This is a genomic window from Streptomyces sp. NPDC059989 (genome assembly GCF_042736975.1).
GTDB lineage: Bacteria > Actinomycetota > Actinomycetes > Streptomycetales > Streptomycetaceae > Streptomyces.
The window spans coordinates 1-26,119 of record NZ_JBHWUO010000064.1 but is presented as its reverse complement, the minus strand read 5'-3'; the positions used below and the strand labels follow the sequence as shown (position 1 = coordinate 26,119).

At 71.1% G+C, this 26,119-nt stretch carries 22 protein-coding genes; 4 read left to right on the top strand and 18 right to left on the bottom strand.

Translation table 11 applies throughout. The features are described from left to right. Nucleotide 1: 1 nt before the first annotated feature. The 3 genes from alaS to ACFWBN_RS34995 are packed head-to-tail and all read right to left on the bottom strand — an operon-like array spanning nt 2 to nt 3,470. Nucleotides 2-2,671 carry an alanine--tRNA ligase gene (gene alaS / locus ACFWBN_RS35005; RefSeq protein WP_385184216.1) on the bottom strand — a complete coding sequence of 890 codons (2,670 nt, stop codon included), beginning with the start codon at nt 2,669-2,671 and terminating at the stop codon, nt 2-4. After that, nucleotides 2,671-3,033 (bottom strand): DUF6167 family protein, encoded by a 363-nt coding sequence (locus ACFWBN_RS35000; protein WP_385184213.1) that lies wholly within the window; start codon nt 3,031-3,033, stop codon nt 2,671-2,673. The genes alaS and ACFWBN_RS35000 overlap by 1 nt, the downstream gene beginning before the upstream one ends. An 8-nt stretch (nt 3,034-3,041) precedes the next feature. Further along, nucleotides 3,042-3,470: a DUF948 domain-containing protein gene (locus ACFWBN_RS34995; RefSeq protein WP_385184210.1), complete on the bottom strand. Its 429-nt coding sequence runs from the start codon at nt 3,468-3,470 to the stop codon at nt 3,042-3,044. A 148-nt stretch (nt 3,471-3,618) separates the two neighbouring features. Here ACFWBN_RS34995 and ACFWBN_RS34990 point away from each other — a divergent pair, with 148 nt between their 5' ends. Further along, nucleotides 3,619-5,793 carry an ATP-binding protein gene (locus ACFWBN_RS34990; RefSeq protein ID WP_385184207.1) on the top strand — a complete coding sequence of 725 codons (2,175 nt, stop codon included), beginning with the start codon at nt 3,619-3,621 and terminating at the stop codon, nt 5,791-5,793. Nucleotides 5,794-5,881: 88 nt separating this feature from the next. Here the strand turns inward: ACFWBN_RS34990 and rpsD are convergent, their stop codons facing one another. Continuing rightward, nucleotides 5,882-6,493: a 30S ribosomal protein S4 gene (gene rpsD, locus ACFWBN_RS34985; protein ID WP_030294564.1), complete on the bottom strand. Its 612-nt coding sequence runs from the start codon at nt 6,491-6,493 to the stop codon at nt 5,882-5,884. Nucleotides 6,494-6,770: 277 nt separating this feature from the next. Between rpsD and ACFWBN_RS34980 the strand changes: the two genes are divergently transcribed. Beyond that, on the top strand, nt 6,771-7,421 hold the full coding sequence (locus tag ACFWBN_RS34980) for a DUF2470 domain-containing protein (protein WP_385184203.1): 651 nt from the start codon (nt 6,771-6,773) through the stop codon (nt 7,419-7,421). 178 nt (nt 7,422-7,599) lie between these two features. Here ACFWBN_RS34980 and ACFWBN_RS34975 read toward each other — a convergent pair whose 3' ends face one another. From ACFWBN_RS34975 to ACFWBN_RS34955, 5 genes are all read right to left on the bottom strand, one after another. After that, the gene (locus tag ACFWBN_RS34975) at nt 7,600-8,307 is read right to left on the bottom strand and encodes an HNH endonuclease family protein (RefSeq protein WP_385184200.1); all 708 of its coding nucleotides are present in this window, start codon (nt 8,305-8,307) and stop codon (nt 7,600-7,602) included. A gap of 159 nt (nt 8,308-8,466) precedes the next feature. Further along, nucleotides 8,467-9,822 (bottom strand): replication-associated recombination protein A, encoded by a 1,356-nt coding sequence (locus tag ACFWBN_RS34970; RefSeq protein ID WP_385184197.1) that lies wholly within the window; start codon nt 9,820-9,822, stop codon nt 8,467-8,469. A 41-nt stretch (nt 9,823-9,863) separates the two neighbouring features. Then, complete coding sequence (locus tag ACFWBN_RS34965; protein WP_385184194.1) at nt 9,864-10,478, bottom strand: vitamin K epoxide reductase family protein; 615 nt, start codon at nt 10,476-10,478, stop codon at nt 9,864-9,866. A gap of 130 nt (nt 10,479-10,608) precedes the next feature. Then, complete coding sequence (gene hisS, locus ACFWBN_RS34960) at nt 10,609-11,868, bottom strand: histidine--tRNA ligase (protein ID WP_385184191.1); 1,260 nt, start codon at nt 11,866-11,868, stop codon at nt 10,609-10,611. 10 nt (nt 11,869-11,878) lie between these two features. Continuing rightward, nucleotides 11,879-12,592 (bottom strand): MBL fold metallo-hydrolase, encoded by a 714-nt coding sequence (locus ACFWBN_RS34955; protein ID WP_385184188.1) that lies wholly within the window; start codon nt 12,590-12,592, stop codon nt 11,879-11,881. A gap of 153 nt (nt 12,593-12,745) precedes the next feature. On the opposite strand from ACFWBN_RS34955, the gene ACFWBN_RS34950 reads away from it, so the two are divergent. After that, nucleotides 12,746-13,528, top strand: coding sequence for a peptidylprolyl isomerase (locus ACFWBN_RS34950; RefSeq protein ID WP_385184185.1), 783 nt, complete (start codon nt 12,746-12,748; stop codon nt 13,526-13,528). Nucleotides 13,529-13,721: 193 nt separating this feature from the next. Then, nucleotides 13,722-14,951, top strand: coding sequence for a DUF349 domain-containing protein (locus ACFWBN_RS34945; RefSeq protein WP_385184182.1), 1,230 nt, complete (start codon nt 13,722-13,724; stop codon nt 14,949-14,951). 85 nt (nt 14,952-15,036) lie between these two features. Here the strand turns inward: ACFWBN_RS34945 and ACFWBN_RS34940 are convergent, their stop codons facing one another. From ACFWBN_RS34940 to ruvB, 9 genes are all read right to left on the bottom strand, one after another. After that, nucleotides 15,037-16,179, bottom strand: coding sequence for a caspase family protein (locus ACFWBN_RS34940; RefSeq protein ID WP_385184178.1), 1,143 nt, complete (start codon nt 16,177-16,179; stop codon nt 15,037-15,039). Beyond that, entirely contained in the window at nt 16,163-16,579 is a 417-nt protein-coding gene (locus ACFWBN_RS34935) for a hypothetical protein (RefSeq protein ID WP_385184174.1), read from the bottom strand. Before ACFWBN_RS34935 ends, ACFWBN_RS34940 begins: the two co-directional genes overlap by 17 nt. Then, on the bottom strand, nt 16,572-17,936 hold the full coding sequence (locus ACFWBN_RS34930; protein ID WP_385184171.1) for a protein kinase: 1,365 nt from the start codon (nt 17,934-17,936) through the stop codon (nt 16,572-16,574). Before ACFWBN_RS34930 ends, ACFWBN_RS34935 begins: the two co-directional genes overlap by 8 nt. A 45-nt stretch (nt 17,937-17,981) precedes the next feature. Next, entirely contained in the window at nt 17,982-20,405 is a 2,424-nt protein-coding gene (locus tag ACFWBN_RS34925) for a RelA/SpoT family protein (RefSeq protein ID WP_385184168.1), read from the bottom strand. 223 nt (nt 20,406-20,628) lie between these two features. Next, entirely contained in the window at nt 20,629-21,171 is a 543-nt protein-coding gene (locus ACFWBN_RS34920; RefSeq protein ID WP_385184236.1) for an adenine phosphoribosyltransferase, read from the bottom strand. An 8-nt stretch (nt 21,172-21,179) separates the two neighbouring features. Further along, nucleotides 21,180-22,241 (bottom strand): protein translocase subunit SecF, encoded by a 1,062-nt coding sequence (gene secF, locus ACFWBN_RS34915; RefSeq protein WP_385184165.1) that lies wholly within the window; start codon nt 22,239-22,241, stop codon nt 21,180-21,182. A gap of 3 nt (nt 22,242-22,244) precedes the next feature. Beyond that, a complete protein-coding gene (gene secD, locus ACFWBN_RS34910) occupies nt 22,245-24,029 on the bottom strand; it encodes a protein translocase subunit SecD (protein WP_385184162.1) in 1,785 nt (594 codons plus the stop codon). 152 nt (nt 24,030-24,181) lie between these two features. Next, a complete protein-coding gene (yajC, locus tag ACFWBN_RS34905) occupies nt 24,182-24,679 on the bottom strand; it encodes a preprotein translocase subunit YajC (RefSeq protein ID WP_385184159.1) in 498 nt (165 codons plus the stop codon). Between the two features lie 165 nt (nt 24,680-24,844). Further along, nucleotides 24,845-25,915, bottom strand: a complete 1,071-nt coding sequence (gene ruvB / locus ACFWBN_RS34900; protein WP_385184157.1) for a Holliday junction branch migration DNA helicase RuvB — start codon at nt 25,913-25,915, stop codon at nt 24,845-24,847. Between the last annotated feature and the right edge of the window lie 204 nt (nt 25,916-26,119).

Genomic DNA, 26,119 nt, shown 5'->3' with positions numbered 1-26,119 from the left:
GTCAGGCCGTCTCTACGACGAGGCGCTCGACCGCGGCGATGGCCTCGGGGACGGCGGCCGGGTTCTGGCCACCGCCCTGGGCCACGTCCGGCTTGCCGCCACCGCCGCCGCCGAGGGTCTTGGCGGCCGTACGGACCAGGTCGCCGGCCTTGAGACCGCGCTCACGGGCGGCCTCGTTGGTGGCGATGACGGTCAGCGGGCGGCCGCCCGCCACCGTGAACAGCGCCACGACGGCCGGACGGTCGCCCGGGATGCGGCCGCGGACGTCCAGGACCAGCTTGCGCAGGTCGTCGGCGCCGGTGCCGTCCGGCACCTGGCCGACGACCAGGGCGACGCCCTTGATGTCCTGGGCGTTCTGGGCGAGCCCGGCGGCGGCCTGGAGGACCTTCTCCGCGCGGAACTTCTCGATCTCCTTCTCGGCGTCCTTCAGCTTGCCGAGCATGGAGGCGATCTTCTCCGGCAGCTCCTCCGGACGGCCCTTGACCAGCTCCTGGAGCTGGGCGACGACCGTGTGCTCCTTGGCGAGGAAGTTGTACGCGTCCACGCCGACGAGGGCCTCGACGCGGCGCACGCCGGAGCCGATGGAGGACTCGCCGAGCAGCTTCACCAGACCCAGCTGGGCGGTGTTGCCGACGTGCGTGCCGCCGCACAGCTCCTTGGAGAAGTCACCGATGGTGACGACGCGCACGCGCTCGCCGTACTTCTCGCCGAACTCGGCGATGGCGCCCTGCTTCTTCGCCTCGTCGATGCTCATGATCTCGGCGGTGACGTCCAGCTCGCGCGAGAGCACGTCGTTGATCTTCTGCTCGACATCGGTGAGGACCGAGCCGGGAACGGCGTTCGGCGAGCCGAAGTCGAAGCGGAAGCGGCCGGGCGAGTTCTCGGAGCCGGCCTGGGCGGCCGTCGGGCCGAGGGCGTCGCGCAGCGCCTGGTGGGTCAGGTGCGTGGCCGAGTGGGCGCGGGCGATGGCCCGGCGGCGGTTGACGTCGATGGCGGCGTACGCGGAGGCGCCCACCGTCACCTCGCCGACCTGGACGGAGCCCTTGTGCACGGAGACGCCCGGGACCGGCTGCTGCACGTCGCGGACGACGATGACGGCGCCGGAGTCGAGCTTGATGCGGCCCTGGTCGGCGAGCTGGCCGCCGCCCTCGGCGTAGAAGGGGGTGCGGTCGAGGACGACCTCGACCTCGTCGCCCTCGGAGGCGGCGGGCGCGGAGACGCCGTTGACCAGGAGGCCGACGATGGTGGACTCGCCCTGGGTGGTGGCGTAGCCGGTGAACTCGGTACCGCCGGCGCTGTCGGCGATCTCCCGGTAGGCGGACATGTCCGCGTGGCCGGTCTTCTTGGCCTTGGCGTCGGCCTTGGCCTGGTCCCGCTGCTGCTTCATGAGGCGGCGGAAGCCGTCCTCGTCCACGGAGAGGCCCTGCTCGGCGGCGATCTCCAGGGTGAGGTCGATCGGGAAGCCCCACGTGTCGTGGAGCAGGAACGCCTTGTCGCCGGAGAGGACCGTGCCGCCGGCGGCCTTGGTCTCGGTCACGGCGGTGTCGAGGATGTTCGTACCGCCCTTGAGGGCCTTCAGGAAGGCGGCCTCTTCGGCGAGCGCGACGGTCTCGATGCGCTTGCGGTCGGTCACCAGCTCCGGGTACTGCTGCCCCATCGTGTCGATCACGACGTCGACCAGGTCCTGGACGACCGGGCCGGTGGCGCCCATGAGGCGCATGTTGCGGATGGCGCGGCGCATGATGCGGCGCAGCACGTAGCCGCGGCCCTCGTTGCCGGGGGTGACGCCGTCGCCGATGAGCATGACGGAGGTGCGGATGTGGTCGGCGACCACGCGCATCGACACGTCGGTGCCCCGGGCGGCGCCGTACTGCACGCCGGTCAGCTCGGTGGCCTTGTCCATGACCACGCGCAGGGTGTCGGTCTCGTACATGTTCTGCACGCCCTGCAGGATCATCGCGAGGCGCTCGAGGCCGAGACCGGTGTCGATGTTCTTCGACGGCAGGTCGCCGAGGATCGGGAAGTCTTCCTTCCCGTCGCCGGCGCCGCGCTCGTACTGCATGAAGACCAGGTTCCAGATCTCCACGTAGCGCTCGTCGTTGACGGCGGGGCCGCCCTCGACGCCGAACTCCGGACCGCGGTCGTAGTTGATCTCCGAGCAGGGGCCGCAGGGGCCGGGGACGCCCATGGACCAGAAGTTGTCCTTCTTGCCCAGGCGCTGGATGCGCTCGGCGGGGACGCCGATCTTCTCGCGCCAGATCTGCTCGGCCTCGTCGTCGTCGAGGTAGACGGTGATCCAGAGCTTCTCGGGCTCAAGGCCGTAGCCGCCGTCCGCCACGGAGCTGGTGAGCAGCTCCCAGGCGTACTTGATGGCGCCTTCCTTGAAGTAGTCCCCGAAGGAGAAGTTGCCGCACATCTGGAAGAACGTGCCGTGGCGGGTGGTCTTGCCGACCTCTTCGATGTCCGGCGTGCGGACGCACTTCTGCACGCTGGTGGCGCGCGGGGCCGGGGGCTTGGTCTCGCCGAGGAAGTACGGCTTGAAGGGCACCATGCCCGCGTTGACCAGCAGCAGAGTCGGGTCGTCCGCGATGAGCGACGCCGAAGGGACAACGGCGTGACCGCGCTCCTCGAAGAAGCTCAGCCAGCGGCGGCGGATTTCAGCCGACTCCATCAGTGGTCCTCATTCCGGTTGTACGTAACCGCCGAGCGGTTCGATCGGCGGGTGTTCTTGTCGTGCTGGTCGTACTCGATGGCCCGCAGCCGCCGCGGCCCCGGGAGGGCGGTGACGTTGTCGGGCCGGTCGGGATCCTGGTGGAGTCCCAGTGCATCGTTCAGCTCGTCCTCGCGCTGCGTCATTCCCGCTTTGACGTCGAGGGCGAAGTCCTTGAGGCGGTGGCCCGCCTCCACGGCCTTGTCGGCGGCCTGGGCGGCGAGGCTCTCCGGCGTCAGCTTCTTCAGCTGCCGGTTGACCTTGGTGGTGGCCCACACGCCTGCGGCGGCGCCTGCGGTGAACCAGAAGGCTCGGCGGAACATCGGTGGTCTCAGCCCTTCTGCTTCCGGCGCCTGGCCGCCGGCACCGTACGGCCGACGATCACGCTACGTCGGGTTGTCTTCGCGGGCACCTCGTCGGCCTTGCCCAGCGCCTTGCGTACGCCGTAGCCGAAGGCCGCGACCTTGACCAGCGGTCCCCCGAAGGTGGAGGCCACGGTGGAGGAGAGCGCGGAGGCGTTGGAGGTGACCTCCTGGACATCGCTCGCGATGGCGTCGACCCGGTCGAGCTGGGTGCGCGCGGAGCGGACGGTCGTGGAGGCCTCGGCGAGCAGGGGAACGGCCTGGTCGGTCACATCGGCCACCAGCTTGGTGGTCGCCTTGAGCACCTGGGCCAGCCTCACCATCACGACGGCGAGGAAGGAGACCAGGATGGCCCAGAAGACGGCCACGAGGATCCCGGCCACCTCTCCACCGGACACGTCACACCGCTCTCTGTCTGCACTTGAACTGCACGGAAGATTCGTCCTCCGACCCTATCGCGCCGGAGATCCCCGGCCGTACCGGAATTCCGGGACCGATGTGATCGCCTTGTACGCAGCGCTTCCGGAGCAGTACCCTCCGTGTCCCATGCGCCAGAGACGCCTTCCTTACACCGCCTGCGGCAATCTTCCCTCGGAGCTGGGCGGGTTCGTCGGGCGGGGTGCCGAACTGGCCGGGCTGGGGCGGCTCCTGGAGTCCTCCCGGCTGGTCACGGTGACCGGCGTGGGCGGAGTGGGCAAGTCCCGGCTGGTGCTCGCGGCGGCCCGGGCGGCCGCGGAGCGGGCGCAGGAACGCTACTGCGACGGCATGTGGCTGGCCGAGCTGGCGACCGTACGCGATCCGGCCCTGCTGGAGCTGGCGCTCGCGGAGGCGTTCGGGCTGACCGATCACACCACCCGGCCGCCGCGGACGGTGCTGGCGGAGCATCTGGCGGGTCGTCGGCTGCTCCTGGTGCTGGACGGCTTCGAGCAGCTGGTCGAGGAGACCGCCGAGCTGGTGCGGGAGCTGCTGCGCCGCTCCCCCGGGCTGCGGGTGCTCGCCGCCGGCCGGCGTCCCCTGGACCTGGACGGGGAGCTGACCTTTCCGCTGGCCCCGCCGGTCCCGGAGGAGGCGCTGGCCCTGCTGGCGGCCCGGGCGACCGCCGCCGACCCGTCCTTCGCGGTGACGGACGCGAACCGGGCGGCGCTGGTCGAGCTGTGCGCCCGCCTCGACGGGATCCCGCTGGCCCTGGAGCTGGCGGCGGGTCGGCTGCGGGCGCTCTCCCCCGACCAGCTGCTGGCCCGGCTGGAGGACCGCTTCGCGCTGCTGACGGGCGGGGCGCGCGGGGCGCTCCCCCGGCATCGGGCGCTGCGGACGGCGATCGGCTGGAGCCACGAGCTGTGCACGGCGGCGGAGCGGCTGCTGTGGGCGCGGCTGTCGGTGTTCGCCGGACAGTTCGACCTCGACGCCGCCGAGTACGTGTGCGCGGGGCCCGGTCTGCCGGTGGCGGAGGTGCTGGACCTGGTCGGGGAGCTCCTGGCCCAGTCCCTGCTGGTCCGGGAGGAGACCGCGGCCGGGGTGCGCTACCGGATGCTGGAGACCGTACGGGTGTACGGGGCGGGGTGGCTGGAGTCCACGGGCGACGCGGAGCGGCTGCGGCGCCGGCACCGGGACTGGTACGTGGGCCTGGCGACCTGGTGCGAGCTGGAGTGGTTCAGCCCGCGGCAGGAGGAGGTCGCCGCGCTGGTGGAGGCGGAGCTGCCGAATCTGCGGCTCGCCCTGGAGTGCTGTCTGGACGAGCCGGACGAGGTCCACCTGGGCCAGTACCTGGCGGGCACGCTGTGGTTCTACTGGGCGGGCTGCGGCCGGCTCACCGAGGGCCGGCACTGGCTGGACCGGGCCCTGGAGGCCGCGGACCAGGGGGCGGCCGGGTACGAGGACTCGCGGCTGAAGGCGCTGTGGGTGCTGGGCTACGTCGCCGCCCTCCAGGGGGACGCGGTGGCTTCGATGCGCGCCCTGTACGAGTGCCGGGACGGGGCCGCGGCGAGCGGGAACCGGGTGGCCGCGGCCTACGCCGTGCACCGGCTGGGCTGTCTGGCCCTGGTCTCGGACGACATGGCGCGGGCCGGGGAGCTGCTGGGCTCGGCCCTCGGCGGGTACCGGGAGGCCGGGGAGCTGAACAGCAATGTGCTCATGTGCCAGGTGGAGCTGGCGATGGCGCTGGCCTTCCAGGGCGAGCCGGCGGGCGCGCGGACCCTGTGCGAGGAGGTCCGGGAGATCTGCGAGGAGCGCGGGGAGCGCTGGACGAAGGCGTACGCGCTGTACGTCCTCGCGTACGGGGCGCTGGACGCCGGGGACACGGAGCGGGCGCGGCGGCTGCTGACGGAGTGCGTGGCGATCAACCACGCCTTCCACGATCTGGTGGGGCTGGTCCTCGCGCTGGAGCTGCTCGCGCTGGTCACGGTCGTGGAGGGCGATCCGGCCGAGGCGGCGGTGCTCCAGGGCGCGGCGGAGCCGATGTGGGGCGGGGTGGGGCTCCAGCTGTTCGGCTCGGGGTACTTCAACGCGCCGCGGCTGATGTGCCAGGAGCAGGCGGGCGAGGTGCTGGGCGCCGAGCGGTACGCGGCGTACGCGGCCGAGGGGCGGGAGCTGAGCCGGGAGGCGCTGGTGGTGCGCGCGCAGCGCGGGGCGGCTCCCGTTCCGCGCCCGGCGGGGCGGGGCGGGGCGCGCGGCTCCCGGTCCGCGCGCAGCACGGCGGCGGCGGACCAGCCGGATCCCGCGTAACCGCGGTCCGGGAACGCGGAAACCCGCCGCCCCCCGAAGGGGACGGCGGGTTTCCGACCAGCCTGTGAGGGCTACGCCTGCCGGAAGATCAGCGGGCGTAGTACTCGACGACGAGCTGCTCGTCGCAGATGACCGGGATTTCCTTGCGGTTCGGGTCGCGGTCCAGGCGGAAGGCCAGGGCCTTCAGGTTGACCTGCAGGTAGCGCGGGGTCTCGCCCTCGCCTGCGTAGCCACCCTCACGGGCAACCTGGAACGGAACCTTCTCGCGGCTGCGCTCGCGCACCGTGATGACGTCGTCCGGGCGGACACGGAACGACGGCTTGTCGACCTTGCCACCGTTGACCTCGATGTGGCCGTGAACGACCATCTGGCGGGCCTGGTAGATGGTGCGGGCGATGCCCGAACGCAGAACCAGGGCGTCGAGGCGACGCTCGAGCTCGACGACAAGCGCCTCGCCCGTCTTGCCTTCGGCCTTCTTGGCGCGGTCGTACGCGCGGGCCATCTGACGCTCAGAGATGTCGTACTGAGCGCGCAGACGCTGCTTCTCCAGCAGACGAACCTTGTAGTCCGAGTTCTGCTTGCGGCCACGGCCGTGCTCGCCCGGCGGGTAGGGGCGGGCCTCGAAGTACTTGACGGCCTTCGGGGTCAGCGCAATGCCGAGGGCACGCGACTTCTTGACCTTGGGTCGCTTCTGGTTCACGTGGAACCTACCTCCATGTAAGTTAGGTGAGGCTTACCTTAGCGAGGAGGACGTAATGTCTCGACCACATGGGATCCCCCTGCCCAGTGCGCGTCGAAGTTCAGATCCAAACGAAACAGGATCTGCTTTCGACGACGGTAGGCAAGGTCAGCCGCGTCCCAGGGAAGGCGTTCGGCAGCTCACCGGAGCCGAACGCGTACGAACCCTCGTAGAGTCCAACGCCTCAGTATCCCTCACGCTGCCAGGTGCTCGTGACCAGGGAGAGTTCGGGACAGGGATGCCGGCCGCACGGACCGTCACCCCGGACGGGGACGTGATTCTCCTGGTATCAGGGGAATCCGCGGCTGCCAGGGCAGCCGCTTACGCCCAGGACGACGACCTCACCGCCGTGATCGAGATCACGGATGTGGCGCCGGTGTCCGTGGCCCATCGTATCCGAGGCCGCGCGTGGCTCGCCGGGTGGCTGACGGCGGTCCGCGGGGACGAGCGCGCGGCCTGCGCGGCGCTGCTGGCCGAGCGCCATCCGGTGGGCGAACTGCTGGGGCTGAGCGACGCCCGCTGGCGGCTGCTGCGCCTGGAGGTCGGCGAGATCTCGGTGGACGACCTGTGGGGCGCGGAGCACGTGGACCCCGAGGACCTGGCCGCGGCCGAGCCGGACCCGATGGTCGCGCACGAGACGGAACTGCTCCAGCACCTGCACGCCGCCCACGGCGACCGGATCGGCGAACTGTGCGGTCTGCTGGGCCCCCGCGAGGCCGACGGCATGACGGCCGTCCCGCTCGCCCTGGACCGGCTGGGCCTGCGCGTCCGCTTCAGCGGCGGCGCGCCCGGCTCCTTCGACGCCCGCTTCGACTTCCCGGAGCCGGTGGCGGACATCTGCGGGCTGCGCCGCGCGATGCACACCCTGTTCGCGGCGGCGGGCCACTAGGGCCTGTCGTCAAACTCCTGTCGTCGCCCGAAGGGCGGCCTCGCGGCGTCTGGTGCGTGCTCTCGGCGCGCCGGGCGGAAGCCCGCGTACTGGACGTACTTGGGCTTTCGCCCGGTGCGGCGAGAGTGCGTGCCAGACGCCGCGAGGCAGACAGGAGTTTGACGACAGGCCCTAGCAGCTAGCCGCAGGTGGCGAGCATGTCCTGGAGCGCGAGCTTCTCCGGGGCCGTGACGGACAGCCGGTACTTGGCCTTGATCCCGGTGTAGCGGCGCGCGTACTCGCACCAGTAGCCCTTCACCGGCGGCTTCCACTTGTCCGCTGTCTTGCTGCCCTTGTCGTAGTTGGTCTGCTTGTCCACGGCGAGCAGCACGTCGAGGTCGTTCGCGTACTCCAGCCTGCGCTGCGGGGTCCACGCGTACGCGCCGCCCCGCCAGGCGGCGCCGAGCGCGACGACGTGGTCGGTCTGGATCTGCGAGGCGCGCCGGTACGTGTAGGGGAGCTCCTTGCCCGTGTACGGGTCGTGCAGCACCCCGGAGAGCACGACGCACGGGTTCCGGTCCCCTTCGCGGAGCTCCTTCAGGTCCCGGCGCAGCACGTCGTCGCGGGTGTCACAGCCGTTGCGCCCGCCGACGCCGTCGGTCTCGTCGGACCAGTACCGGCCGAAGTTCTCCCGCTTGTACGTCTCCCAGTTCTTGCCCCACTCGACCTTGAGCGTGGCCAGCCGGGCCTTGGCGGTGGCGGCGTCCGGCGGAAACCCGGCGCCGGCGAGCGGCACCTGCGCGACCAGCTGCGCTGCGCCGGCCTGCGCCCTTTCGGCGTCGCCGTGATGGCACCCGCTGGCCAGCAGCGCTGCCGCGGCGACGGTGAACAGAGCCCGGCGTCCCATGCGGGGAGCCTAGGCCCGGCCCCCTCGCCCGGCGCCGCCGACACGGCGCCGCTGCGCGGAGCGGTCCCCTACCCACCCTTCGCCCGTTCCCGCCTCAATCGCCGGCGCGGCTCACTACACGGCGCTCCGCGCCCGCGCCTCAAACGCCGGCGGGGCTGATCAGGAGCCGGCGCCCCGGAGGCGTTCCCGGACCTTTTCCACCACATCCGCGTAGCGGGCCTCCGCTCCGTAGCGCGTCGGCTCGTAGTACCGCTTGCCGTGGACCTCGTCCGGCGCGTACTGCTGGGCGGCGATCGCCCCCGGCACGTCGTGCGGGTACACGTACCCCACCGCGTGCCCCAGCTTCTTCGCCCCCTTGTAGTGCCCGTCCCGCAGGTGCGCCGGCACCGACCCCGCCAGTCCCGCCCGGACATCGGCCAGCGCCGCACCGATCGCGGTCGTCGCCGTGTTCGACTTCGGGGCCAGCGCCAGGGCGATCGTGGCGTGCGAAAGGGTCAGCGCCGCCTCGGGGAAGCCGATCATCGCCACCGCCTGGGCCGCGGCCACCGCGAGCGGCAGGGCCGTGGGGTCCGCCAGGCCGATGTCCTCGCTCGCCGAGATCATCAGGCGCCGCGCGATGAACCGGGGGTCCTCCCCGGCCTCGATCATCCGGGCCAGGTAGTGCAGTGCCGCGTCCACGTCCGAGCCGCGGATCGACTTGATCAGCGCGCTCGCCACGTCGTAGTGCTGGTCGCCGTCCCGGTCGTACTTGACCGCCGCCCGGTCGACCGCCTCCTCCACCGTCTGGAGGGTGATCTCGTCCTCGCCCTTGGCGATGGCCGATCCGGCCCCCGCCTCCAGCGCCGTCAGCGCCCGCCGCGCGTCGCCGCCGGCGATCCGCAGCAGGTGCGCCTCCGCGTCCGCCGGCAGGGTCACGGCGCCGCCGAGGCCCCGCTCCTCCGTCAGCGCCCGCCGCATCAGCGCGCTCAGGTCCTCGTCGGTCAGCGGCTCCAGCGTCAGCAGCAGGGAGCGCGACAGCAGCGGGGAGATGATCGAGAAGTACGGGTTCTCCGTGGTCGCCGCGATCAGCGTGACCCAGCGGTTCTCGACGGCCGGGAGCAGCGAGTCCTGCTGCGCCTTGCTGAAGCGGTGGATCTCGTCGAGGAAGAGGACGGTGTCCTTGCCGTAGCCGCCGGCCGCCCGCTTGGCGCCCTCGATGACCGCCCGTACCTCTTTGACGCCCGCCGTGATGGCCGACAGCTCCACGAAGCGCTTCTGCGTGGCCTGGCTGACCACGTAGGCGAGGGTGGTCTTTCCGATGCCCGGCGGCCCCCAGAGGATCACCGACGAGGCGCCGGCCGGTCCCCCGGCCCCCTCGCCCACCAGTCGCCGCAGCGGCGAACCCGGCTTCAGCAGGTGCTGCTGTCCGACCACCTCGTCCAGGGTGCGCGGGCGCATCCGGACGGCGAGCGGGGAGCTCGCGGGGTCCTTCTCCCGGCGGTCTTCGGCAGCGGCGGTGAACAGGTCTGGTTCCACACCGGAAGCCTATGCGAGCCCACCGACAGTGCCCGCCGCCCCTACGAGGTCCAGAAGTCCCACCAGCGCGTCAGGATCAGCATCCCGATGATCCCGATGTGCAGCACCGGCAGCACCCAGGTGAACTCGTCGAGGAAGCCCTTGAGCCAGGCCGGAGCGGGCAGCAGGCCCTCGCGCACGTTGTGCGAGGTGACGTACCAGAACATCAGGATCGTGGCGACCCAGGCCAGGCAGCACCACAGGCACAGCGAGTTGATGTTGTACAGCGACTGGTACGTCAGCCAGGCGCAGAACCCGACGCCGAAGAGGGTGCCCGCGTTCAGGGTCAGCCAGTACCAGCGGCGGAACCGGGCCCCGGCCAGCAGGCTCATGCCGACGCAGATCACGATCCCGTAGGCGACCAGCCCCAGCATGGGGTTCGGGAAGCCGAAGGCGGCCGCCTGGTCGCTCTTCATGATGTTGCCGCAGGAGACGATCGGGTTCAGGCTGCAGCCCGGGGTGAAGTTCGGGTCCTCCAGCAGCTTGAACTTGTCGAGCGTGATCACCCAGGCGGCGAGCAGTCCCGCGGCCCCGGTGATCACCAGCAGCAGGGCCAGCGCGCGGCTGCCCCCGATCGTCCTCGGGGCGGTGTCCGCGTCCGTGCCTCGTGTCGTCATCCCGCCCGCTCCACATCTACAAGGTCGTCAAGCAGGGGCCATTGTGCCGTACCGAGCTGTGTGGCGACCGTTCGATGGAGATAAGGAAGGGGCGGGGGATGAACTCCCCCGCCCCTCACGTGCTGTGGCCTCAGGCCAGGCGGGCCTGGACCGTGGCGACCAGCTCGGCCACCGGCACGGCGGCCTGCTCGCCGGACTCCATGTCCTTCAGCTGCACCACGCCGTCGGCCAAGTCCCGGTCTCCCGCGACGATCGCGAAGCGCGCACCGCTACGGTTCGCGTCCTTCATGGCGCCCTTGAGGCCCTTGCCGCCGTACGACATGTCCGCCGCGACTCCCGCCTTGCGCAGCTGCGTCACCAGCCCGAACAGCACCGGCTTGGCCTCGCCCAGGGCCACCGCGAACACCGACGTCGACGCCGGGATGTCGAGTTCGACGCCCTCGGCCTGGAGCGCGAGCACCGTACGGTCCACACCCAGCGCCCAGCCCACCGACGGCAGCGCCGGTCCGCCGATCATCTCGGACAGGCCGTCGTAGCGGCCGCCGCCGCCGACCGCGGACTGCGATCCCAGACCGTCGTGCACGAACTCGAAGGTGGTCCGGGTGTAGTAGTCCAGGCCGCGCACCAGCTTCTCGTCGTCCTCGAAGGCCACGCCGGCCGCCGTCACCAGCGCCCGCACCTCCTCGTGGTACGCCTTGCACGCGTCGCACAGGTAGTCCCGCAGCATCGGTGCACCGACCAGCTGCTTCTGCACGTCGGTCCGCTTGTCGTCGAGCACGCGCAGCGGGTTGATCTCGGCACGGCGGACGGTCTCCTCGTCGAGGTCCAGCCCGCCCAGGAAGTCCTGGAGCGCTTCCCGGTACACCGGGCGGCACTCCTTGTCGCCGAGCGAGTTCAGCAGGATCCGGAAGTTGCGCAGGCCCAGCGAGCGGTACGCCTGGTCGGCCAGGATGATCAGCTCGGCGTCCAGCGCCGGGTCCTCGGCGCCGATGGCCTCGGCACCGACCTGCGAGAAGTGGCGGTAGCGGCCCGCCTGCGGCTTCTCGTAGCGGTAGTACGAGCCCGAGTACCAGAGCTTGACGGGCAGGTTGCCCTTCTTGTGGAGGCTCGCCTCCAGCGCCGCGCGCAGCACGGAGGCCGTGCCCTCGGGGCGCAGGGCCAGCTGGTCGCCGCCCTTGGTCTCGAAGGCGTACATCTCCTTGGAGACGATGTCGGTGGACTCGCCCACGCCTCGGGCGAAGAGGCCCACGTCCTCGAAGCCGGGCGTCTCGATGTAGCCGTAGCCGGAATTCCGAAGCGGGGCCGCGATGGCCTCACGTACCGCCAGGTACTTCACGGATACCGGCGGGATCAGGTCGTACGTGCCCTTGGGGGCCTGAAAAGTAGCCACGAAACTCTCGTCACATTCCTCGTCGTGGAGCGGCGGTCGGGTCCGCTGCCAGGCCGGCGGCGACCTCCCGCAAGTACGGGTTGGTCACGCGCTCGCGGCCGATGGTGGTCTGGGGACCGTGGCCGGACAGCACCACGGTCGAGTCGTCGAGCGGCAGGCACACGCGGGCCAGCGACTCGAGGATCTCGGCGTGGGAGCCGCCGGGCAGGTCGGTGCGTCCGATGGAGCCGGCGAAGAGCAGGTCGCCCGAGAAGAAGACCGGCGGGATGTCGGCCAGCTCGGGCATCCTGAAGGTCACCGACCCCCTGGTATGCCCCGGCGCGTGCGCCACGGAGAAGTCCATTCCGGCCAGTTTCAGCGCGGCGCCGTCGGTCAGCTCGCGGACGTCGTCCGGCTCCCCCACGGTCAGCTCGCCCATGAGCGGCATCCCGATGGAGCGGCCGAGGGCCTTCTCCGGGTCGCTCATCATGAAGCGGTCCTCGGGGTGGATCCAGGCCGGTACGTCGTGTGCTCCGCACACCGGGACGACCGAGGCCACATGATCGATGTGGCCATGGGTCAGCACGACCGCGACGGGCTTGAGCCGATGCTTCTTCAGCGTCTCCTCGACACCCTGGGTGGCCTGGTGGCCCGGGTCGATGATGACGCACTCCTCGCCGGCGGCGGGGGCGACCACGTAACAGTTGGTGCCCCAAGCCCCTGCGGGGAACCCGGCAATCAGCACGTTCGTCCTCAATCGTCGTCCGGCGGGAGGGTGCAGATCGGAATGCTGCTGCTCAGAGCCTACCGGCGCCGCTCATTACACAGCGAACCCATATACGGTACGGCCTAACCCAGCCCGGACAGCGGTACCAGACACGCACAAGGAGACGACCCGGTGGTCACGAGCGATCAGCGGCGGCGACAGCTCGCCAGGGAGAAGTACGAACGCCAGCAGCAGCGCCGGGCCGAGGCCCGGCAGAAGGCGCGCAGGCGGGCGGCGGTGATCGGCGCGGCGGTGGCCGTGGTCGTCGCGACGCTGGTCGGCCTCATCGTGGGCGGCGTCTTCGACAAGGACAAGAAGGACCAGGCGGCGGACCCGGCCGCGAACCCGTCGGCCTCGCCGACCCCCAAGCAGTCCCCGTCTCCCGAGATGGCGATCGACCAGAAGGCGAAGTACACCTTCGCCCTGAAGACCACCGCGGGCGACATCAACTTCGCGATGGACGCGGCGAAGACCCCGCAGACGGTGAACTCCTTCAAGTCGCTCGCCGACAAGGGCTTCTTCGACAACACCAAGTGCCACCGGCTGACGTCGGGCGGGATCTTCGTGCTCCAGTGCGGCGACCCCCAGGGCACCGGCATGGGCGGCCCCGGCTACACCATCCCGGACGAGAACCTGGACTCGCTGGGCAAGCCGAACGAGCAGGGTCAGGTCGTCTACCCGGCGGGCACCGTGGCGATGGCCAACACCGGCCAGCCCGGATCGGGCGGAAGCCAGTTCTTCCTCGTCTACAAGGACAGCCCGCTGCCGCCCTCGTACACGCCGTTCGGCAAGATCGACGCGGCCGGCCTGAAGGTCCTGGAGGAGGTCGCCAAGGCCGGTCCGGCCGACGGCGGCCAGGACGGGGCCCCGAAGACCGAGGTCAAGATCGAGAAGGGCACCGTCACCCAGAACTGACGGGGAGGCGCGGCGGCCCCGGTCACGGCCGGCCTCCCGCCCGTACGCCGATATTCCGTCGTGCGGGATGCGGACAGCCGGCCCGGCGGTCGCCTATGTTGGCGTTGTGCAGGGCGGGCGCTGCCCGCCCCAGGAAACTGTGGACGATGCCCAGGGGGTGAACCCCTCGCAGGCATCAGGTGGAGGAGGCGCTGTGAGCAGCGACCCGTGGGGCCGAGTCGACGAGACGGGCACCGTGTACGTGCGTACTGCCGATGGCGAGAAGGTCGTCGGCTCGTGGCAGGCGGGCACCCCTGAGGAGGCCCTGGCCTATTTCGAGCGCAAGTACGAGGGCCTGGTGGTCGAGATCGGCCTCCTCGAAAAGCGGGTGCGGACCACTGATCTGTCCGCCAAGGACGCGCAGACGGCCATCGACCACCTGCGCACGCAGGTGGAGGAGCACCATGCGGTGGGCGACCTCGACGCCCTGCGCGTGCGGCTGGACAAGCTGGTCGAGACCGTGGAGTCGCGGCGCGAGGAGCGCAAGGTCCAGAAGGCCAAGCAGACGGACGAGGCCCGTGCGGCCAAGGACGCGCTGGTCGTCGAGGCCGAGCAGCTGGCGCAGAGCGACCAGTGGCGCAGCGCCGGTGAGCGGCTGCGTGCCCTGGTGGACATCTGGAAGGGTCTGCCCCGGCTGGACCGCAAGTCGGACGACGAGCTGTGGCACCGCTTCTCGCACGCCCGCTCGGCCTTCTCCAAGCGCCGCAAGGCGCACTTCGCCTCGCTGGACGCGCAGCGCGAGGACGCCCGCAAGGTGAAGGAGAAGCTGGTCGCGGAGGCCGAGTCGCTGTCGAAGTCGACCGACTGGGGTCCGACGGCCGCCCGCTACCGCGAGCTGATGGCGGACTGGAAGGCGGCGGGCCGGGCGCAGCGCGAGTCCGAGGACGACCTGTGGAACCGTTTCCGCGGTGCGCAGGACGTGTTCTTCGCGGCCCGCAGCGAGGTCTTCGCGGAGCGCGACGCCGAGCAGGTGGAGAACCTGAAGCTGAAGGAGGAGCTGGCCGACGAGGCCGAGAAGCTCGTCCCGATCACGGACCTGAAGGCGGCCCGTGCCGCGTTCCGCTCCCTCAACGAGCGCTGGGAGGCCATCGGCCACGTGCCGCGGGACGCCCGGCCGAAGGTCGAGGGCCGGATGCACACGGTGGAGCGGGCCATCCAGGAGGCCGAGGAGGGCGAGTGGCGCCGTACGAACCCGGAGGCGCGGGCGCGTGCGGCCGGTCTGACGGGCCAGCTCCAGGCGGCGGTCGACAAGCTGCGCGAGCAGATCGACGCGGCGCGCGCGGCGGGCAACAACGCCAAGGCCGACAAGCTGGCGCGTGAGCTGGAGGGCCGCCAGGCCCTGCTGGACCAGGCGCTGAAGGGCCTGGAGGAGTTCGGCGGCTGACGGCCACGGCACTCCGGAGCAGCCCCGGTACGGGTTTCCGTACCGGGGCTCTTCCGTGTTCTCCGTGTTCTCCGTGTTCAGGTGGTCACGGGAGGGCCCGGCTGCCGTCCTGGAGCAGGTCCAGGGCGTGTTCGAGCACCTCGCACGCCTGGATGTGGTTGCCGGACTCCTGGAGCAGCGAGGCCAGGCGGCGGCACACCTGCACGGCTTCGGGCCCGTAGAACCGGTGCACCTGCTGGAAGGCCTGCTCCAGCACCTCCATGGCCTCGCGGGTCTGTCCGGTCTCCTCCAGCATGTCGGAGAGTTCGAGCTGTACGGCGAGCGGGTCTCCCTCGCCGTCGGGCGCCCGTTCCTGGAGTGCGAGGCGCAGCACGGGCAGGGCGTCGCGGGTGCGGCCCGCGGAGCGCAGGGTCCGGGCGAGGCCGAGACCGGCGACGACCATGGCGGAGCGGATGTCCGCGGCCAGGACGGGTCCGGCCGGGGTGCCGCGCACGGCGCGCGCCCGGTTGCGTACGAGCTTCAGGCGGCCGACGCCCATTTCCTGGGCGTGCTGCGGAAGCGGACGGTTCTTGCCGCGCAGCCGGGCCTCCATGGTGCGGCACAGGGTGTCCAGGTCGATCAGTTCGGGTCCGTCGTGGATCCCGTCGCGCAGGATGGTCAGCAGTTCGCCGGTGAAGGCGGTGTGCCGTTCGCCGTAGGGGGCCAGGGCCACGGCGTCGCGCGGGGAGGCGGTGAGGACGTACGCGCCCTCGACCGCGGCCTGGGCGGCCAGCGCGTCCTCCTCGCCGGCGAGGGTGCTGGCGGCCCGGCCGCTGAAGCAGCAGTCGAGGACCACCACTTTGCGCCGGGCGGACGAGTCCCGCAGGGCGGCCCGCAGGTGCTGGTAGGCGACGGCGGTGTAGCCCACGTGCTCGCGGGAGCCCTGGAGGGCGAGGTAGAGGTCGGCCGTCGCCGCGTCCCGCATGCCGTGCCCGGCGTAGTAGACCAGCAGCGTGTCGGCGGCCTCCTCCCCCGCGCGGTTGACCGGGTCGAGCACCTCGGCGGGGTGCTGGGGGTCGAGGACGAGCGTGCAGTTCTGCTCGGGGAGTCCCCAGATCGTCGCGTCGCACAGCTCGGCGGCGAGGTCCTTCACGTTGGCCTCGACGGACGGGAGCGCGGCCAGGTGCCGGTAGCCTGCGCTGCCGATGAGGACCGCCCGCGAGGCCGCCGGGTCAGGCAGTCCCGTCATCGGCCCCGTCCGAGTCCCCGCTTCCATTCTCCAGCGCCGCGACGATGCGCCGCAGGCCTTCGGCGTCGCCGGCCTCGTCCCCGGTGAGAGTGATCTCGTACGGGCCCCGGCGCACGGTGAGTGCGGGAGGCCGGCGGCGCGACGCCTGCCACTGGAGCACGGCGAACACCAGCGATCCGGTGGACAGGCCGCTGCCGACGGCCAGTTGGAGGAGGTCGAAGCCGGGCGAGCCCATGGGCGTGCCGTCCTCTGCCTGGGCCGGCTCGCCGCTGCGGATCCGTCCGCGTACGCCGCGGCGGAGCGACTCGTCCTCCGTCAGCCAGAGCAGCAGGGACCGCAGTTCGGTCTCCGGGCCCTGCCCCGCCCTGTGCGGGTCCACCTGTAATGCGTACTCATGCATGTTCTGTGCCCCTCCCCTGTCCGTGGTGTGCGCTGACGCGGGCGAACAGCTCCAGCGCCTGTGGTGCCTTGCCCAGCCGGGCCAGGCACACTGCCTGCCAGTACTGGCAGGCGAGCGTGGTCGGATGGGCCGGGCCCAGCGTCTCCGCGCAGAACGCGTCGAGTCCGCTGAGCAGGTCCACGGCCTCCCGCAGGTTCCCGCGCTGGATCAGACCGACCGCCTCGCGCTGCCGGGACAGCGCGGTCTGCTCGGTCATCCGGCTGCGTACCAGGCGGCGGGTGCTCTGGCTGAGATTGACGTGGTCGGTCCGGCGCGCGCGGTCCTGAGCGGGCAGGACGTCGACCTGGCCCCAGTCGTACTCGGGTTCCTCCCCCGCATCGTCGTCGAGGCTCCACGGCGTGGGCGGGTACGTCGGAACGGGCGGCACGGAAGGGTGGTCGTCCAGGGTTCCGGCGTCCCGGCCGGCGGCGTGGTTGTCCAGGGGGCGGAGGTGCAGTTTGGCGGCGTCGTGGTTCAGCGTGACGTCCTCTTCGTCCGCCCAGGGCCGGATCATGGCCTCCGCGGCGGCGGCGCTGGGGGTGCGGGCCGTCACGTCCCGCGCGCTGAGGGTGTCCACCGCGTGCGCGAGCCCGGCGGGTACCGCCGCCGGGCTGTCGCGCAGCGAGGGCATTCCCTCGCGGATGATCTGGTTGAGCAGCACGTCCACGTGGTGTGCCTCACCGAACGGGGAGGCGCCGGTCAGCATGAAGTAGAGGCAGGCGCCGACCCCGTAGACGTCGGAGGCGGGCTCGGGCAGCTGGCCCCTGATGCGTTCCGGGGCCATGTACTGGGGGGTTCCGAGCAGATCGCTGGCACTGGTGTGGGCGACCTCGCCGGTCAGCCTGGCCAGTCCGAAGTCGTAGAGGACCACCCGGCCGTTCGCGGTGACCCGGATGTTGGCGGGCTTCACGTCGCGGTGGAGCACCCCGCTGTGGTGCGCGGCGCCCAGGCCGGCCAGGGTGTCGGCGGCGATCCGGCAGGCCTCGCCCACGGACAGCGCGCCGCCGGATCCGACGAGTTCGGAGACGTCCGATCCGTCCAGGAACTCCATCGTGAGCCAGGGCGTGCCCTCGTCGATGCCCGTGTCGTACACGCTGACCACGTTGGGGTGGGTGATGCGGCCGAGGGCGCGGGCCTCGCTCTCGAAGCGCCTGGCCGCCGGCTCGCTGACGGTTCCGTAGGCCGTCAGGACCTTGACGGCGACGCGCCGCTGCAGCTTCGTGTCCTCGGCCTCGAAGACGGCGCCCATGCCACCCTGGCCGACCAGCCGTACGGGTTCGAAGCGCGGAGCGAGCCCGCGCGGAAAGACGGCGGCCACGTGATCCCCCCGGGGTGGCGTCAGAGAGCGGCGGTCAGGCCTCGGTCAGGGCCTCCTTGCAGAAGTCACACGGTAGACGTCGTAGACGCCCTCCACACCCCGAACGGCCTTCAGGACGTGACCCAGGTGCTTGGGGTCGCCCATCTCGAAGGTGAAGCGCGAGGTGGCCACCCGGTCGCGGGAGGTCTGTACGGCCGCCGAGAGGATGTTGACGTGCTGGTCCGACAGGACCCGGGTGACGTCCGACAGCAGCCGGGACCGGTCCAGGGCCTCGACCTGGATGGCGACGAGGAAGACCGAGGACTGGGTGGGCGCCCATTCGACCTCCAGCATCCGTTCGGGCTGCTGGGAGAGCGAGTCGACGTTGACGCAGTCCGCGCGGTGAACCGATACGCCGCTGCCCCGGGTGACGAATCCGATGATCGGGTCGCCCGGTACCGGGGTGCAGCAGCGGGCCAGCTTGACCCACACGTCGTCGACGCCCTTGACGACCACGCCCGGGTCGGCGTTGGCGCGCCGCTTGCTGCGGGCGCGCGCCGGCGGAATGCTCTCCTCGATGTCCTCGTTGGCCGCCTCCTCGCCGCCGAGGGCCTGCACCAGCTTCTGTACGACGCCCTGCGCGGCCACGTGGCCCTCGCCGATCGCCGCGTACAGGGAGGAGATGTCGGGGTAGCGCATCTCGTGGGCGAGGGTGACGAGCGAGTCGCCGGTGAGGATGCGCTGGATCGGCAGGTTCTGCTTGCGCATGGCCCGCGCGATGGCGTCCTTGCCGTGCTCGATGGCCTCGTCGCGGCGCTCCTTGGAGAACCAGGCGCGGATCTTGTTGCGGGCCCGCGGGGACTTGACGAAGCCGAGCCAGTCGCGGGACGGGCCCGCGCCCTCGGCCTTGGAGGTGAAGACCTCGACGAGGTCGCCGTTGTCGAGGGTGGACTCCAGCGGGACGAGGCGGCCGTTGACCCTGGCCCCTATGGTCCGGTGGCCGACCTCGGTGTGGACGGCGTACGCGAAGTCGACGGGGGTGGCGCCGGCGGGCAGCGCTATGACGTCGCCCTTGGGCGTGAAGACGAAGACCTCGTTGCGGGAGAGGTCGAAGCGCAGCGAGTCGAGGAACTCGCCCGGGTCCTCGGTCTCCTTCTGCCAGTCGAGCAGCTGCCGCAGCCAGGCCATGTCGTTGACGGTGTCCTGGCCGGCGCTGCCCTTGGCGGCCTGCGGCACGTCGGTGCGGACCTTGGAGGTGCCGGCGACGGTCTGCTGCTTGTACTTCCAGTGGGCGGCGATGCCGTACTCGGCGCGGCGGTGCATGTCGAAGGTGCGGATCTGCAGCTCGACCGGCTTGCCGCTGGGCCCGATGACCGTCGTGTGGAGCGACTGGTACATGTTGAACTTCGGCATCGCGATGTAGTCCTTGAACCGGCCGGGGACCGGGTTCCAGCGCGCGTGCACGGTGCCGAGGGCGGCGTAGCAGTCCCGTACGGTGTCGACGAGGACGCGGATGCCCACCAGGTCGTAGATCTCCGCGAAGTCACGGCCGCGGACGATCATCTTCTGGTAGACGCTGTAGTAGTGCTTGGGTCTGCCGGTGACCGTGGCCTTGATCCGGGCGGCCCGCAGGTCGACCTGCACCTCGTCGGTGACGACGGCGAGGTACTCGTCGCGCTTGGGCGCCCGCTCGGCGACCAGGCGGACGATCTCGTCGTACATCTTCGGGTAGAGGATCGCGAAGGCGAGGTCTTCGAGCTCCCACTTGATCGTGTTCATGCCCAGGCGGTGTGCCAGCGGGGCGTAGATCTCGAGGGTCTCGCGGGCCTTCTTCTCCTGCTTCTCCCGCTTGAGGTAGCGCATGGTGCGCATGTTGTGCAGGCGGTCGGCGAGCTTGATGACCAGGACGCGCGGGTCCTTGGCCATGGCCACGACCATCTTGCGGACGGTCTCGGCCTGGGCGGCCTCGCCGAACTTGACCCGGTCGAGCTTGGTGACGCCGTCGACGAGGAGGGCCACGGCGTCGCCGAAGTCGCGGCGCAGGTCTTCCAGGCCGTACTCGGTGTCCTCGACGGTGTCGTGCAGCAGACCGGCCATCAGGGTGGCGGGGTCCATGCCGAGCTCGGCGAGGATGGTGGTCACCGCGAGTGGGTGGGTGATGTACGGGTCGCCGCTCTTGCGCTTCTGGCCGCGGTGCCAGCGCTCGGCGACCTGGTAGGCCTGCTCCAGCTGGCGCAGCGTCGACGTCTCGATCTTCGGGTCGTTGCTGCGGACTATGCGGAGGAGGGGCTCCAGTACCGGGTTGTACGGGTTGGAGCGCTGTACGCCGAGACGGGCGAGACGGGCCCGCACCCGGTTGGACGACCCGGCCGACTTCACCGGCACGGGCTTGACCGGCGGGGCGGGCGGGGGCGTGGCGGCGGGCGCCGCGGCCGGCTCGGCCTGCGGGTCGGGCTGCGCGGCGGAGAGTGGCTGGACCTCGTCTGGCAAGAGCGCTCCTCAGCGGATCCGGTGCCCGTGTTCCGGTCCGGATAACCCATCGTAGCGAGCCTTCCGCCCCCTCGTTCCCCGAGCCCACGCGTTGGGCATCCACCACCGGTCCACTGCCGGGGCTCCGCCCCGGACCCCGCGCCTCAAACGCCGGCGGGGCTGGAATGACGAAAGCGGCGGGCACCCGGGGGAACCCGGATACCCGCCGCTCGGCAAGCGAACGTCAGACCACGATCAGCGCGTCCAGAGGGGCCTCGCCCAGCGCCGCGCCCAGCTTGGCGCGGCCCGGGAGGAACGACAGCTCCATCAGGACCGCCACCCCGGCGACCTCGGCCCCGGCCCGCCGGATGAGCGAGAGCGACGCTTCGGCGGTGCCACCGGTGGCCAGGACGTCGTCGATGACCATGACCCGGTCACCGGCCGACAGGTCCTCCGCGTGGACCTCGATCTCCGCGGTGCCGTACTCCAGCTCGTAGGACTGCGCCAGGGTCGCCCCCGGCAGCTTCCCGGCCTTCCGCACCGGCACGAAGCCGATGCCGGCCTGTACGGCCACCGGAGCCGCGAGGATGAACCCCCGCGCCTCCAGCCCGACGATCTTCGTCGCGCCGTACCGCCCGGCCAGCTCCACCAGCGCGTCCGTCAGCGCGGCGAACGCCTTCGGGTCCGCCAGCAGCGGGGTGATGTCCTTGAACATCACGCCCGGCTTCGGGTAGTCCGGTACGTCCTTGATCCGGCTGAGCAGCAGCGCCCGTACGTCCTCGGTCAGCGGCCCGCTCACCGGCGCCGCCCCGGCCTGCCCTGCGCCACGACCTGCGGCTCGTCCTCGGCGCCGGCCTCGTGGCCGTCGTCCGGGGACTCCCCCTTCGCCGCCGCGGCCGCCCGCTTCGCGAGCACCCGCTTCTTCAGCGCCTTCATCGCCGGCTCGCGCTCCTTCAGGTCGACGACCAGCGGGGTCGCGATGAAGATCGAGGAGTACGCACCGGCCGCGAGGCCGACGAACAGCGACAGCGAGATGTCGTTCAGCATGCCGGCGCCCAGGAAGCCGCCGCCGATGAACAGCAGGGCCCCGACCGGGAGCAGCGCCACGACGGTGGTGTTGATCGAGCGGACCAGGGTGCCGTTGATGCTGCGGTTGGCGATCTCGCTGTACGTCCAGCGGGTCTGCTTGGTGATGTCCTTCGAGCCCTCCTTGAGACCGTCGAAGACGACGACGGTGTCGTAGAGGGAGTAACCGAGGATCGTCAGCAGACCGATGACCGTGCCCGGGGTGACCTCGAAGCCGACGAGCGCGTACACGCCGACGGTGATCGTGAGGTCGTGGATCAGGGCGATCAGTGCCGCGACCGCCATCCGCCACTCGAAGGCGATGGCGAGGTAGATCACCACGAGGACCATGAAGATGCCGAGGCCGGTCCAGGCCTTGTTCGCGATCTGCTCGCCCCAGCTGGGGCCGACCAGGTCCGCGTTGATGTCGGCCTCGGTGACCTTGAGGTCCGTGGCCAGCTGCTTCTTCACGTCGGCCGCGGCGTCGGTGTCCAGACCGGAGATCTGGATCCGCAGGCCGCCGGTGCCGAGCTCCTGGACGATCGCGTCGTGGCCCGAGGCCTTCTCCGCGTCCTCGGTCGCCTTGGCGATGGAGACGGCCGTCTTCGGGGTGGTGAAGACGGCACCGCCCTTGAACTCGATGCCCATGTTGAGGCCCTGAACGGCCAGGGCCACGATCGCCGTGATGGTGATCAGGATGGAAACGCCGTACCAGAGGAAGCGCTTGCCGATGAAGTCGTAGCCGACCTCACCGCGGTACAGCTTGGCGCCGAGATCTCCCAGCTTCGACATCTCTCACGCCTCCTTTGCGTCGACGGGGACGGGGGCGGAGCCGGTGCGGCGGGACCGGCGCAGCGGGGGCTTGGCGCCGAGCCGCTTCGGGTCGAGGCCGGACCAGGGGTGACCGCTGGAGAAGAACTTCGTCCGGGCCAGCAGCGTCATCACGGGCTTGGTGAACAGGAACACCACGACCACGTCGAGCAGGGTGGTCAGACCCAGCGTGAAGGCGAAGCCCTGCACCTTGCCGACGGTGACGATGAACAGCACCGCGGCGGCCAGGAACGACACGAAGTCGGAGACCAGGATGGTGCGGCGGGCGCGCGGCCAGGCGCGCTCGACGGCCGGACGCAGGGTGCGGCCCTCGCGGATCTCGTCGCGGATGCGTTCGAAGTACACGATGAACGAGTCCGCCGTGATGCCGATCGCCACGATCGCACCGCAGACGGCGGGCAGGTTCAGCGCGAAGCCGATGCCCTTTCCGAGCAGCGCCATGATCGTGTAGGTGAGGATCGCGGAGACCAGGAGGCTGATGATGGCGATGAACGCCAGGCCCCGGTAGTACACCAGCAGGTAGATCACGACGAGGAGCAGACCGATCGCGCCGGCGATCAGGCCGGCCTTCAGCTGCTCGCCGCCGAGCGCGGCGGTGACGGTGGTGACGCTGTCCTCGCTGAAGGAGAGCGGCAGGGCGCCGTACGAGAGCATGTTGCCCAGGTCCTGGGCGGACTGCTGGGTGAAGCCGCCGGAGATCTCGGCGTTGCCGCCGGTCAGCGCCTGGCTCACGGACGGGTCGGAGATGACCTCGCCGTCGAGCACGATGGCGAACTGGTTCTGCGGCATCTGCTTGGTGGCCAGCTCACCGGTGATCTTGGCGAACTTGTCGGCGCCCTTGTCGGTGAACTGCATCGTGACGATCCAGGCACCGCGCTGGGGGTCGATGATCCCCTTGGCGTTCTTCACGTCCTGACCGTTGACCTGGGCCGGGCCGAGGACCCACTTGCCCCAGGCGGCACCGCGCTTGCCACAGGCGAGCATCGGGTCCTCGGGCTTGGCGCCCTTGGCGGCGGCGGCGCGCTGGGCCTCGTCGGCGCAGTTCAGCGCCGCGAACTTGGCCTGCAGGTCCGCCGCGGCGGCCTCGTCGGCCGACGGGGGCGTGGACGCCGACGGGGACGGGGCGGCCTTGCTGTCGTCTGCCTTCTTCGACTCGCTCGCCGAAGGCGTGGGAGTGGGGGCGTTCGGGGCCTTGAGGGCCTCACTGAGCGCACGGCCCTGGGAAGTGGCGCTGGACGACGGGGTTGCCGACGGCGTCTTGCCGTCCGGGGCCTTGGGGGCGCCGGAGCCGCTCGCGGAGGGGCTCGGGCTCTGCGTCCCCTCGGGGGCGGCCGGGGAGCCGTCCGCGAAGGCGAGGACCGGGCGGAAGTACAGCTGGGCGGTGGTGCCGACCTGCTCGCGCGCCTGCTGCTCGTTCATCCCCTTGGGGATGTTCACGATGATGTGGTCCGTGCCCTGCTTCTGGACCTCGGCCTCCGAGACGCCGAGACCGTTGACGCGGCGCTCGATGATCCCGATCGCCGTGTTCATGTTGGTCTCGTTGACCGCGTTCGGCTTGCCGGGCTCGCTCTTGGCCTTGAGCGTGATGCTCGTGCCGCCTGCGAGGTCGATGCCCAGCCGGGGAGTCGTCTGCTTGGAGAGGAACATCCCCGCGGTGAGCGCCACCATCGCGATCAGGATGATCGCCAGGGCGCGCCCCGGCCTCCCCTGAGCCCCCGTGGGCCGCCGGCCCTTCTTCGGTGCTGCCACCTTGTCGTTTCTCCCTGTCCAACCGCCCCGCGCCGGGTCAGCGCGCGGACGGCCACGAAATGTGTGGTGGGGACCCCTGCCCCCCGCAGAAGTGTCACTGGCAGGGACCGCGGAAGCCGCCGGTCAGGCGCCCCGCGGTCCCCGACCGCGCGCTACTTCGCGCCGGCCTCGCCGTCGGCCTTGCCGTCCTTGGGCTCGTCGTCCTTGGGCTCGTCGTCCTTGGGCTCGTCGTCCTTGGGCTCGTCCTTCTTGCCCAGGTCGAGCTTGGGGGCCTCGTCCTCGTCCTTCGTGAGGTCCGTCTTCGGGGCCTCGGTCAGCGAGGACGCGTCGTCGGGGACGACCGGCGTGTCGGTCTCCGCCTCGTCGGTGACGCCGTGGACGATGCGGTTGTACTCCGCGTCCTCCAGGACGGCGCCGATGGCGTTCTTCGCGTAGATCGCGTGGACGCCAGGAGCCACCTCAAGGGTGACGGTGTCGTCGCCGATCTCCTTCACCGTGGCGTACATGCCGCCGATGGTGCGGACGCCGGTACCGGGCGTCATGTGGTCGCGCATCTGCGCGGCCGCCTGCTGCTTCTTCTTGGCGGAGCGGGTCATCAGGAACATCGCGCCGATGAGCACGATGAACGGGAGGAGTGTCATGAGACTCACGGGACGGAGTTCCTTCGCACGACCGCACGCGGACGGCGGCCTTTTCTACGGGGGTGGGCACGCCGACCCGAAGGGTCGGCATCGGCGGAGTCTAGGCGAGTCCGCACCGATGGAACAACGCCCAGCATGGCACCGCAGTTCCTGAGGGCGCGAACCTCCGCGCCGTCAGGCCCCGAACAAGCCCTGTTGTCCGCTTGATCCGCTCCCGTGCTGCTGGGGCGGTACGAGTCCCAGGTGAGCCCATGCGGCGGGCGTCGCGACGCGCCCCCTGGGGGTCCGCGCGAGCAGGCCCTCGCGGACCAGGAAGGGTTCCGCGACCTCCTCCACGGTCTCCCGCTCCTCGCCGACGGCGACGGCGAGGGTGGACAGTCCGACGGGGCCGCCGCCGAAGAGCTTGAGCAGGGCCTCCAGCACGGCCCGGTCCAGCCGGTCGAGCCCGCGCCCGTCCACCTCGTAGACCTGGAGGGCGGTACCGGCCACCTCGCGGTTGATCACACCGTCGGCCCGGACCTGCGCGTAGTCGCGGACGCGGCGCAGCAGGCGGTTGGCGATGCGCGGGGTGCCGCGGGAGCGGCCGGCGATCTCGGCGGCGCCGGCGGTGTCGATCTCGACGTCGAGGAGGCGGGCGGAGCGGTGGATGACGCGCTCCAGCTCCTCGGGGGCGTAGAACTCCATGTGCCCGGTGAACCCGAACCGGTCGCGGAGCGGGGGCGGCAGCAGCCCGGCGCGGGTCGTCGCCCCGACGAGGGTGAAGGGCGGCAGCTCCAGCGGGATGGCCGTCGCGCCGGGGCCCTTGCCGACGATCACGTCGACGCGGAAGTCCTCCATGGCCATGTACAGCATCTCCTCGGCGGGCCGGGACATGCGGTGGATCTCGTCGAGGAAGAGCACCTCGCCCTCCTGGAGGGAGGAGAGGATGGCGGCGAGGTCGCCGGCGTGCTGGATGGCGGGGCCGGAGGTGATCCGGATGGGCGCGCCCATCTCGGCCGCGATGATCATCGACAGCGTGGTCTTGCCGAGGCCGGGCGCGCCGGAGAGCAGGACGTGGTCGGCGGTGGCGCCGCGCTGGCGGGCCGCCTTCAGGACGAGGTCCAGCTGCTGGCGGACCTTCTCCTGCCCGACGAACTCGCCGAGGTCCTTGGGGCGCAGCGCCGCCTCGACGGCGGTGTCCTCGCCGTCGGCTGCCGCCGCCACCAGGCGCTCGGTCTCGGCGTCGGTCTCGTCGTCCCAGTTCACGGTGTCACTCTGCCTTATCGATCGCGTGCGGGTGTTTCGGGCCCCTGCGGCGCCGCTCCCGGGGCTCCGCCCCAGACCCCGCGCCTCAATCGCCGGCGGGGCTTGATTTTGGCCGCCGTAGACCTTTGGGTGCGGCTTGCCAACCGCCGCGCGGCACCTGCGGGCCGAGTCCAGCCAAATCCAGCCTCGCCGGCGATTGAGGCG

Bases quoted from the DNA above. Each gene is read 5' to 3' on its own strand.
- alaS (WP_385184216.1), bottom strand. From the start codon at position 2,671: ATGGAGTCGGCTGAAATCCGCCGCCGCTGGCTGAGCTTCTTCGAGGAG.
- ACFWBN_RS35000 (WP_385184213.1), bottom strand. From the start codon at position 3,033: ATGTTCCGCCGAGCCTTCTGGTTCACCGCAGGCGCCGCCGCAGGCGTG.
- ACFWBN_RS34990 (WP_385184207.1), top strand. From the start codon at position 3,619: ATGCGCCAGAGACGCCTTCCTTACACCGCCTGCGGCAATCTTCCCTCG.
- ACFWBN_RS34980 (WP_385184203.1), top strand. From the start codon at position 6,771: ATGCCGGCCGCACGGACCGTCACCCCGGACGGGGACGTGATTCTCCTG.
- ACFWBN_RS34975 (WP_385184200.1), bottom strand. From the start codon at position 8,307: ATGGGACGCCGGGCTCTGTTCACCGTCGCCGCGGCAGCGCTGCTGGCC.
- ACFWBN_RS34965 (WP_385184194.1), bottom strand. From the start codon at position 10,478: ATGACGACACGAGGCACGGACGCGGACACCGCCCCGAGGACGATCGGG.
- ACFWBN_RS34940 (WP_385184178.1), bottom strand. From the start codon at position 16,179: ATGACGGGACTGCCTGACCCGGCGGCCTCGCGGGCGGTCCTCATCGGC.
- ACFWBN_RS34935 (WP_385184174.1), bottom strand. From the start codon at position 16,579: ATGCATGAGTACGCATTACAGGTGGACCCGCACAGGGCGGGGCAGGGC.
- secF (WP_385184165.1), bottom strand. From the start codon at position 22,241: ATGTCGAAGCTGGGAGATCTCGGCGCCAAGCTGTACCGCGGTGAGGTC.